This is a genomic window from uncultured Thiodictyon sp. (assembly GCF_903946935.1).
Classification (GTDB): domain Bacteria; phylum Pseudomonadota; class Gammaproteobacteria; order Chromatiales; family Chromatiaceae; genus Thiodictyon.
Map to the genome: position 1 here is coordinate 25107 of NZ_CAJAXH010000115.1, position 7907 is coordinate 33013.

Here is a 7907-nt window from a genome sequence, read left to right on the forward strand (position 1 = left end):
CCAAGCACGCCAAGGTTCTAAGTGTGAAGGCAATATCATGAATGTTGGCAATTTCGTCAGCGCGTCGATCCGGGAGCCCGTTATCGACTAATCGATTGTTTTCTTGGCGATCTTGGCGCCATGGCGTGAGACTTGTCAGCAATCTGGGCTAGCCGGGCCGGTGTCTGAGGGCTTCGATCAGGATCTCGCGGTTGCGAAAGCGCACGTCCTGACCCTCGGCGACATAGATCACCTGTTCGGCGATGGCGCCGGCGTGGCGGCCGATGTGCTCCAGTGCATGGGCGATGTTGAAGAGCGCCCCGATCTTGGCCGGCGGCAGTGGCGTCTGCGCGGGGGAGCACAGTGCCAGATGGACCGTGTGACTGGCCTCGATCAGCCCGGGTTCGTTTTCAAAGATGACGAGCGCGAGTTCGCTGTCGAACTGCGCCACGGCGGCGATACTGCGCTGGACGGCGCAGCACACCCGTTCACCTTGGGCGCGCAGGCCATCGCCGATCGACGGCGGCAGGGCGGTGTCATCGGCCCGGAAATCCAGGGTGCCGCGGGCGATCCGGGCGGCCTTGTCGGCGGCGCGCTCGGCCTCGCCGGCGATCCGGGCCAGGGCCAACACGACCCGCAGGTCGACGGCGGTGGGCTGGCGACGGGCGATGACCCGGAACACCTCCTCGTCGGCATCCAATGCCAGATAGTCGATCTGCGGCTCCCGGTCCAGCACCCGATAGGCGTTGCTCAGGTCTTCCCCCAAGAGTGCGGCGACGGCGCCCTGCGTCTGTTCGACCACGCGCTCGCCCATCTCGATGATCAGGCCACGCAGGCGCGTCAGTTCGCGGTCATAGGCGCGAACCGTGTGTCCATTGACCAGATTGGTGCGGACGACCGGGCCTTCTGCCTCGGTCATCAGCCGAACCGCCCGGTAATATAGTCTTCAGTCAATTGGTGCCGGGGATTGGTAAAGATCTGATTGGTCTCACCCACCTCCACCAGGTCGCCCAAATGGAAATAGGCGGTACGCTGGGATACGCGGGCGGCCTGCTGCATGGAGTGGGTGACGATGGCAATGGCGTACTGTTCGCGCAGCTCGTCGATCAGCTCCTCGATGATGGCGGTCGCGATGGGGTCGAGCGCGGAGCAGGGCTCGTCCATCAGGATCACCTCCGGCGAGACGGCGATGGTGCGGGCGATGCACAGTCGCTGTTGCTGCCCGCCCGAGAGCCCGGTGCCGGGTTGATCGAGCCGGTCCTTGACCTCGTTCCACAAGCCGGCCTTGCGCAGACTGGTCTCGACCAGCGCGTCCAATTCCGCCTTGCTGTTGGTGAGACCATGAATCCGTGGTCCGTAGGCGACGTTCTCATAAATCGATTTGGGGAAGGGGTTGGGCTTCTGGAAGACCATCCCGACCTGGGCGCGCAACGGCACCGGGTCCACGCGCTTGTCGTAGATCTCTTGGCCATCGAGTTGGATCGAGCCCTGCACCCGGCAGCCGTCGATGGTGTCGTTCATTCGGTTGAGACAACGCAGGAAGGTGGACTTGCCGCAGCCGGAGGGGCCGATCATCGCCACCACCTGGTTCTTGCCGATGTCCAGGCCCACCTCCTTGATGGCCTGTTTGGCGCCATACCAAACATTCACGCCCCGGCAGACCATGCGCGGGTCCGGCGTGGTGATGTCGCCGATAGTGCCGCTCACCCGCCCGCCGCGGGCCAGGTCCGCCGCAGTGATGGCACTGGTGTCGCGCACGATTTCGCTCGCTAATGTACTCATGACTAACCTCGTAAACCCTCGACGGTGCAGTGACTGCAAACCATCCGAGCGTTACCAGCAAAAGACGTTTTGTCCGCAAATGAACGCCAATGAACGCAAATAATACGAATCAATGGTGTGCATTTGTTGTTGTTTCTGATGTGCGGCCGTTTCGCGAACGCGCTAAGGTCGCCGTCTGGACCGGAGCACATGGACTCAAGTTCGGCGTAATGACTGCCTGCTCCAGGTCGCATTGTCTTATTTGCGTTCATTAGCATTCATTTGCGGACACTTACTCTTACCAGCGCCGCTCGAAACGCCGCCGCAAGAGGACCGCGGCCAGGTTCATCAGGACCAGGAAGCCGAGCAGCACCAGGATGGCGGCGGAGGTGCGCTCCACGAAACCGCGCTCCGGGCTGTCCGCCCATAGATAGATTTGCACCGGCAGCACGGTCGCAGCGTCGGTGAATCCCTTGGGCACATCCACGATGAAGGCGATCATGCCGATCATCAGCAGCGGCGCTGACTCACCCAGGGCGCGGGCCATACCGATGATGGCCCCGGTCATGATGCCGGGCATGGCCAGCGGCAGCACATGATGAAATTGGGTCTGTAAGGGCGAGGCGCCGACCCCCAGTGCGGCCTCGCGGATGGACGGCGGGACCGATTGGAGCGCCGCCCGGCTGGCGATAATGATGACCGGGAGTGTCATCAGTCCGAGCACCAGGGCGCCGACCAGGGGGGTGGAGCGCGGTACGCCAAAGAAGTTGATGAAGACCGCGAGCCCCAGAAGCCCGAATACGATGCTCGGCACCGCCGCGAGGTTATTGATATTGACCTCGATCAAATCGGTCCAGCGGTTCTTGGGGGCGAACTCTTGCAGATAGACTGCGGCGCCCACACCGAGCGGGAAGGACAGGATCAGGGTCAGCACCAGGGTATAGAAGGTCCCGGCTAGGGCCCCGGCGATGCCCGCCAGTTCCGGCTCGCGCGAGGTGCCGTTGGTGAAGAATCCGGTGTTGAAGCGCTTCTCGACACGCCCTTGCTCCGCCAAGCGATCGATCAGTGCAATTGAACTGTCCGTGATGCCGCGGTCGGCCTCTGGCAGTCTCCGATCGAGATTGCCCTTGACCAGCATGTCGACATCGCCGCCCGCGATCAGCCAGACATCCGTGGCGGTGCCGATCACGTTCGGGTGGCTCAGTACCATGGATTGGAGTTGTTGCGGTGCCCCGGCGCTCACCAGGGCGTAGACCTCGCGCAGTTGGCTGCGCTCAGTCAGATCCGGGAACAGCTTGCGCAGGGACGCCTTGAGCACGGCCAGGTAGTCCGCGTCGGCCAGGGTCCGGGGGTCGCGGGTGCCCTCCGGGTCGATAATCGCGGGGTCGAAATCCACCGGCACCTGGATATAGGTCTGTTCGAAGGCGGTATAACCCTTGAGGGCGATGTCCGCGAACAGGGTGGCGACGAACAGGAGTCCCAAGGTGACGGCGGCCGCGCCCATGAAGCGAAAACGCCGCTCCCGCGCATAGCGCTTCTTGAGACTCGCGTTGACGATATCGATAGTGCGCCGCGGGGTAGTCGGCTGTGTTTGGTCTTGCATAAATCAAATCAACCTGCGAACTGGCGCAGAGTAAGAAGGGAAATGCTCATACCAAGGCGCCAAGACGCCAAGGGTATTCGTTGCAGGATCCGCATTGCGCCATATCCGACGCGGGGGCTTTGATACCGCCTAGACGCCTTTTTTTTCCTTGGCGCCTTGGCGCCTTGGCGTGAGAAAATTCCGCAGCTCAGGTCACTCATACTGCTCACGATACTTGCGCACGATGTGCAGCGCGATGACATTGAGTACCAGGGTGACCAGGAAGAGTGTCAGGCCCAGGGCGAAGGCGGCCAGGGTCTTGGCGCTGTCAAATTCCTGGTCGCCGGTCAATAGGGTGACGATCTGGACCGTGACGGTGGTGACGCTGGCGAGTGGGTTGGCGGTCAGATTGGCCGACAGCCCGGCGGCCATGACCACGATCATGGTCTCGCCGATGGCCCGTGATACCGCCAAGAGGATACCGCCGACGATGCCGGGCAGGGCGGCCGGGATGACGACCCGGCGGATCGTCTCCGATTGGGTGGCGCCCAAGGCATAGGAGCCGTCGCGCATGGCCTGGGGTACCGCGTTGATCACATCGTCTGAGAGTGAGGAGACGAAGGGGATGATCATGACGCCCATCACCAGGCCCGCCGCCAGCGCGCTCTCGGAGGCGACCTCCAGACCCAGCGACTCGCCGATTGCGCGGATGACCGGGGCCAGCGTAAGCGCGGCGAAGAAGCCATAGACCACGGTCGGGATGCCGGCCAGTATCTCCAGCAGCGGCTTGGCCACCGAGCGGACCTGGCGCGGGGCGTACTCGGAGAGATAGATCGCCGCCATCAGTCCGATGGGTACTGCCACCGCCATGGCGATGAATGAGATCAGTAGCGTGCCGGTGAACAAGGGGACGGCCCCGAAGGCGCCCGCCGCGGCCACCTGATCGGTACGCATGGCGGTCTGGGGGCTCCACAGGGTGCCGAGGAAAAAGTCAGCCGGGTGGATCTTCTGGAAGAATTGGAGCGACTCGAAGAGCACCGACAGAATGATGCCGAGCGTGGTCAGTACCGCAATCAGGGAACACAGGAACATCGTCCCCATGACGATGGACTCGACCCGGTTACGGGCGCGCATTCTTGGTTTGGTCTGGCCCCAGGCCAGGACCATGCCCCCGCTTGCGGCGGCCAAGACCAACAGCCACATGGCCCAGTTGGCCAGCCGCTGGAGTTGGGCAAAGTGGTCCGCCGCCGCCTGGATCTCCGGTGTCACCGTGCCCCCGACGATGCTGCCGGAGGCGAGATTCTTTACATCATTGAGCAGCAGTCCCAGGGCGCCATCGGATAGCCCGGACAGTGTCTGCGCGGGGAGTGCGGACTTGACCAGGCCGGTCACGACCGCGTCTTGGATACCGAGCCAGAGCCCGAGCAACAACAGGGCCGGGATACCGGCCCAGAGTGCGGCGTAAAACCCATAATAGCCGGGCAGCGAGTGCAGGGTGCTGATCTGCCCGGCGCCGCCCGCGCTCGTGATGGCGCGTTTGCGTCCGCCGTGATAGGCCAGGGCCATCACGGCAAGCAGGACAAGCATTAAGGTCCAGGTGTGCATCGGGCTCGGCGATTTATCATAGACAAGAAAGAGGGAAGGTCCGCAAAGGAACGCGAATGAACGGAAATAAAGAGAATGGTCTTGATGCAGTGAGGTCCACACCCCGAAAGGGGCGCGGCGGCTCACTTTACGGACGACATTCTTCAGACCACTAAGCGAATTTACTATTTGCGTTCATTTGCGGACAATCTTCCTGATTTAGTGCGCCGGCTTGGGCATCGGGGTCATGGCCTTCGCACTGGCGGCAGCGGCCTTGCGGTCCGCATCGGGCAGCGGGATCAAGCCCTTGTCGGCCAGGTAACCGTCCGGCCCCCAGGCCTTGTTATTGGTGAATTCGGCCACGTATTCCTTGATCCCGGGGATGTTGCCGACATGCGAGTTCTTCACATAGAAAAACAGTGGGCGGGAGATCGGATAGGAGGCATTGGAGATGGTGTCATAGGTCGGGGTGACGCCGTTGACCTTGGCCCCCTGTATCTTGTCCGTGTTCTGCTCCAGGTAGCTGTAGCCGAAGACGCCGATGGCCTTGGGGTTGGCGACCAGTTTCTGCACGATCAGGTTGTCGTTCTCACCGGCCTCGATATAGGCACCGTCTTCACGCACGGCCTGGCACACGGCCTTGTGCTTTTTCTCATCGGTCTTCTTGAGGTCCTTGATCGCTGGGAAGGTATTGCAACCGCCCTCCATCGCCAGTTCGGCGAAGGCGTCGCGGGTACCGGAGGTGGGCGGGGGCCCGAGTACCTCGATCTTGGTGTCCGGCAGGGACGGATTCACGTCCTTCCAGGTCTTGTTGGGGTTGGGCACCAACTCGCCCTTGTCGTTGGGCACATCCTTGGCCAGGGCCAGGAAGATGTCCTTGAGGCTGAGATCAAACCCCTTGCCGGCCTTGGACTGGGCGAGCACGATGCCGTCGAAGCCGATCTTGACCTCGGTGATCCCCGTGACCCCGTTGGCGCCGCAGGCGTCGAACTCGGAGGCCTTCATGGCGCGGGAGGCGTTGGCGATGTCCGGCGTGTCGACCCCGGACCCGGCGCAGAAGAGCTTGATGCCGCCGCCGGTGCCGGTGGACTCGACCTTGGGCGTCTTGAAACTGCCGCGGCCGAAGGTCTCCGCCACCGCGGTGGAGAACGGAAACACGGTCGATGAGCCGACGATGTTGATGGTGTCGCGTGCGAAGGCCTGGCCGGAGAGTGCGGCCGCGCTGAGGGCCAGGACGGCGCCGATGGATGTCTTGTTCATGGGTGTTGCTCGTTCAGGGTGACAGACTGATCGCCGCCATGCTAGGCGGGTTGTCTTACCGATGGGTTAAGCGCGGGAGTCGGAATGATGACGAGTCTAGGTCGCCAAGATGACAGCCGCGTGACAGGGGCATGACGGTTCGCCGTCGTCCGGCGCGGCTGACCGGGGCAAGAAACTGGGGTAGTGTCCCCTTCGACGCTGTTTCAGAACCAATTTTGGTCGACGTTCTGGCCCTGGCGGGGGCGTCTGGCTGCGGCGCCGGCGCGCCACCAACCCGGCCCTGCACATCGTGGATGTCTGCGACGGTCTCCGGCTGCGGCGTACACCGTCCCTGACCTTCAATCCACCGTAGGCTCCCAACCCTGGCCCGGATGGTAGGTGTGGATGGCGGCCGCGGCGGCAGCCGTGTTCGGCCCTAGTACCTGGTTCCGACTAGTCTTGTGCCTGTTCAAGCCCCGAAGGGGCGCGACATACCAGCCCAGGGAACGCCCTGGGTATGACGGCCACTGTTTTCAGCACGGCCAGCAAGGTCCGCAGTGTCGGGTTGCCTTTGGGTGACAGGGAACGGTACAACGACTCCCTGCTGATGCCGGCGTCGGCCGCCACCGCCCCCATGCCGCCATGGGCTTCGGCTACGGTGCGCAGCGCAAGGAGCCCCGCGGCTCGTTCGTCGGGAGCGTCGAGCGATTCCATTGCGGCTTTCAGATACGCGACAGCCAGTTCCCGGTCGGCGCGAAGTTCGGCGACCTCGCGCTCGTGGTGCGAGACCACGCCTTTCAATCGACTCATGTTTGTCTCCGTTTCCAACCATTCCGTGAAAGGTTCACGGCCGTCTTCGCGCTGATACCGGAGGAGCTCAATCATGGGCAAAGTGTAGCTTAAAGGCTACTGGCGTTCACCGCAAAAGGATCTGCGAGTGTAAGCCCGACCTCTACTCGGTCGGTGCCCACAGGTCATCCAGTCTGATCGTCACCGCCTCAAAAGGCGCGGCCGACACCGGTGCAGCGCCGGCGAAGCGTCCGATCTCCCGCCAGGCGTCGCCTTCCAAGGCGGGTTCCTGAACGATCCACCAGCCGCCGGGACCCCCGCGTCCGCGCTCGAACGGTCCGAGCAGTTCATAGCCCAATTCAGACGCGGCGAGTACATGCGGGCCGCTCGGGCGCGGCTGGGTGTAGAGCTGGCCGTTGAGGATTTCCCCGGTCAGTCCTTCCGGCAGGGCCTCGAGCAGTTCGTAGAGACTGGGGCTGGTCTTCTGGTGCGCGTGCATGGCTCGGGCTCTCGTACCGGTTTGTCTGGCGAAGCATACCCCGCAGAGAAACCGGGGGCCAACCGCGGTTTCCGGCGGGCAATCGGGGAAATACCTCAGCGCGGTGCGGGGTTTGAAATCCTGTCCCGAACAATTTGTCCTGCGCTTGCCGAGCCCGTGACCCCGCGGTGGGGTCGAAACGGTCGGGACGGGGCGAATGCCCCGTCCCGCTTGGGGTCCAATTCTCCCTCCCGTTTTGGGGGAGGGCGAGGTGGGAGAACGGCCAAGGCGCCCGCCATTTTCATCTGTCGGGGTGGTGTGGGCGCCTTGGCCGTTAGCAGGATAGTCGGTAGAGGAGGCCTTGATCATAAATCCGGCCAAGACCTAGCGTAGGGCTTGGTGAATCACCGCAGGAGAGCGGCAGGACCCGCGAAATTGTGTACCCTTGGAAGTGCAAACAAACCGAGGGTGAAGCACCATGTTCGAAGGTCCTGC

7 protein-coding genes are annotated in these 7907 nt (G+C 63.0%); all 7 read right to left on the reverse strand.

Going from position 1 to position 7907, the window contains the following annotated elements:
• Nucleotides 1–148 precede the first annotated feature (148 nt).
• The 7 genes from QZX93_RS10105 to QZX93_RS10135 all read right to left on the reverse strand — a co-directional run bounded on the left by QZX93_RS10105 (nt 149) and on the right by QZX93_RS10135 (nt 7433).
• The gene (locus QZX93_RS10105) at nt 149–898 is read right to left on the reverse strand and encodes a PhoU domain-containing protein (RefSeq protein WP_295389362.1); all 750 of its coding nucleotides are present in this window, start codon (nt 896–898) and stop codon (nt 149–151) included.
• Complete coding sequence (gene pstB / locus QZX93_RS10110; protein ID WP_295389377.1) at nt 898–1644, reverse strand: phosphate ABC transporter ATP-binding protein PstB; 747 nt, start codon at nt 1642–1644, stop codon at nt 898–900. The genes QZX93_RS10105 and pstB overlap by 1 nt, the downstream gene beginning before the upstream one ends.
• A 394-nt stretch (nt 1645–2038) precedes the next feature.
• On the reverse strand, nt 2039–3343 hold the full coding sequence (gene pstA / locus QZX93_RS10115; protein ID WP_295389367.1) for a phosphate ABC transporter permease PstA: 1305 nt from the start codon (nt 3341–3343) through the stop codon (nt 2039–2041).
• Between the two features lie 192 nt (nt 3344–3535).
• Complete coding sequence (gene pstC / locus QZX93_RS10120; protein ID WP_295389369.1) at nt 3536–4927, reverse strand: phosphate ABC transporter permease subunit PstC; 1392 nt, start codon at nt 4925–4927, stop codon at nt 3536–3538.
• Between the two features lie 198 nt (nt 4928–5125).
• Entirely contained in the window at nt 5126–6166 is a 1041-nt protein-coding gene (locus tag QZX93_RS10125) for a PstS family phosphate ABC transporter substrate-binding protein (protein ID WP_295389371.1), read from the reverse strand.
• 432 nt (nt 6167–6598) lie between these two features.
• Nucleotides 6599–6955 carry an addiction module antidote protein gene (locus tag QZX93_RS10130; RefSeq protein ID WP_295389373.1) on the reverse strand — a complete coding sequence of 119 codons (357 nt, stop codon included), beginning with the start codon at nt 6953–6955 and terminating at the stop codon, nt 6599–6601.
• Between the two features lie 142 nt (nt 6956–7097).
• Nucleotides 7098–7433, reverse strand: a complete 336-nt coding sequence (locus QZX93_RS10135) for a hypothetical protein (RefSeq protein ID WP_295389375.1) — start codon at nt 7431–7433, stop codon at nt 7098–7100.
• Nucleotides 7434–7907 lie beyond the last annotated feature (474 nt).

What these genes read in the sequence shown, in the direction of transcription:
- pstC (WP_295389369.1), bottom strand. Translation starts at nt 4,927, where the DNA reads ATGCACACCTGGACCTTAATGCTTGTCCTGCTTGCCGTGATGGCCCTG.
- QZX93_RS10130 (WP_295389373.1), bottom strand. Translation starts at nt 6,955, where the DNA reads ATGAGTCGATTGAAAGGCGTGGTCTCGCACCACGAGCGCGAGGTCGCC.
- QZX93_RS10105 (WP_295389362.1), bottom strand. Translation starts at nt 898, where the DNA reads ATGACCGAGGCAGAAGGCCCGGTCGTCCGCACCAATCTGGTCAATGGA.
- pstA (WP_295389367.1), bottom strand. Translation starts at nt 3,343, where the DNA reads ATGCAAGACCAAACACAGCCGACTACCCCGCGGCGCACTATCGATATC.
- pstB (WP_295389377.1), bottom strand. Translation starts at nt 1,644, where the DNA reads ATGGTCTGCCGGGGCGTGAATGTTTGGTATGGCGCCAAACAGGCCATC.
- QZX93_RS10135 (WP_295389375.1), bottom strand. Translation starts at nt 7,433, where the DNA reads ATGCACGCGCACCAGAAGACCAGCCCCAGTCTCTACGAACTGCTCGAG.
- QZX93_RS10125 (WP_295389371.1), bottom strand. Translation starts at nt 6,166, where the DNA reads ATGAACAAGACATCCATCGGCGCCGTCCTGGCCCTCAGCGCGGCCGCA.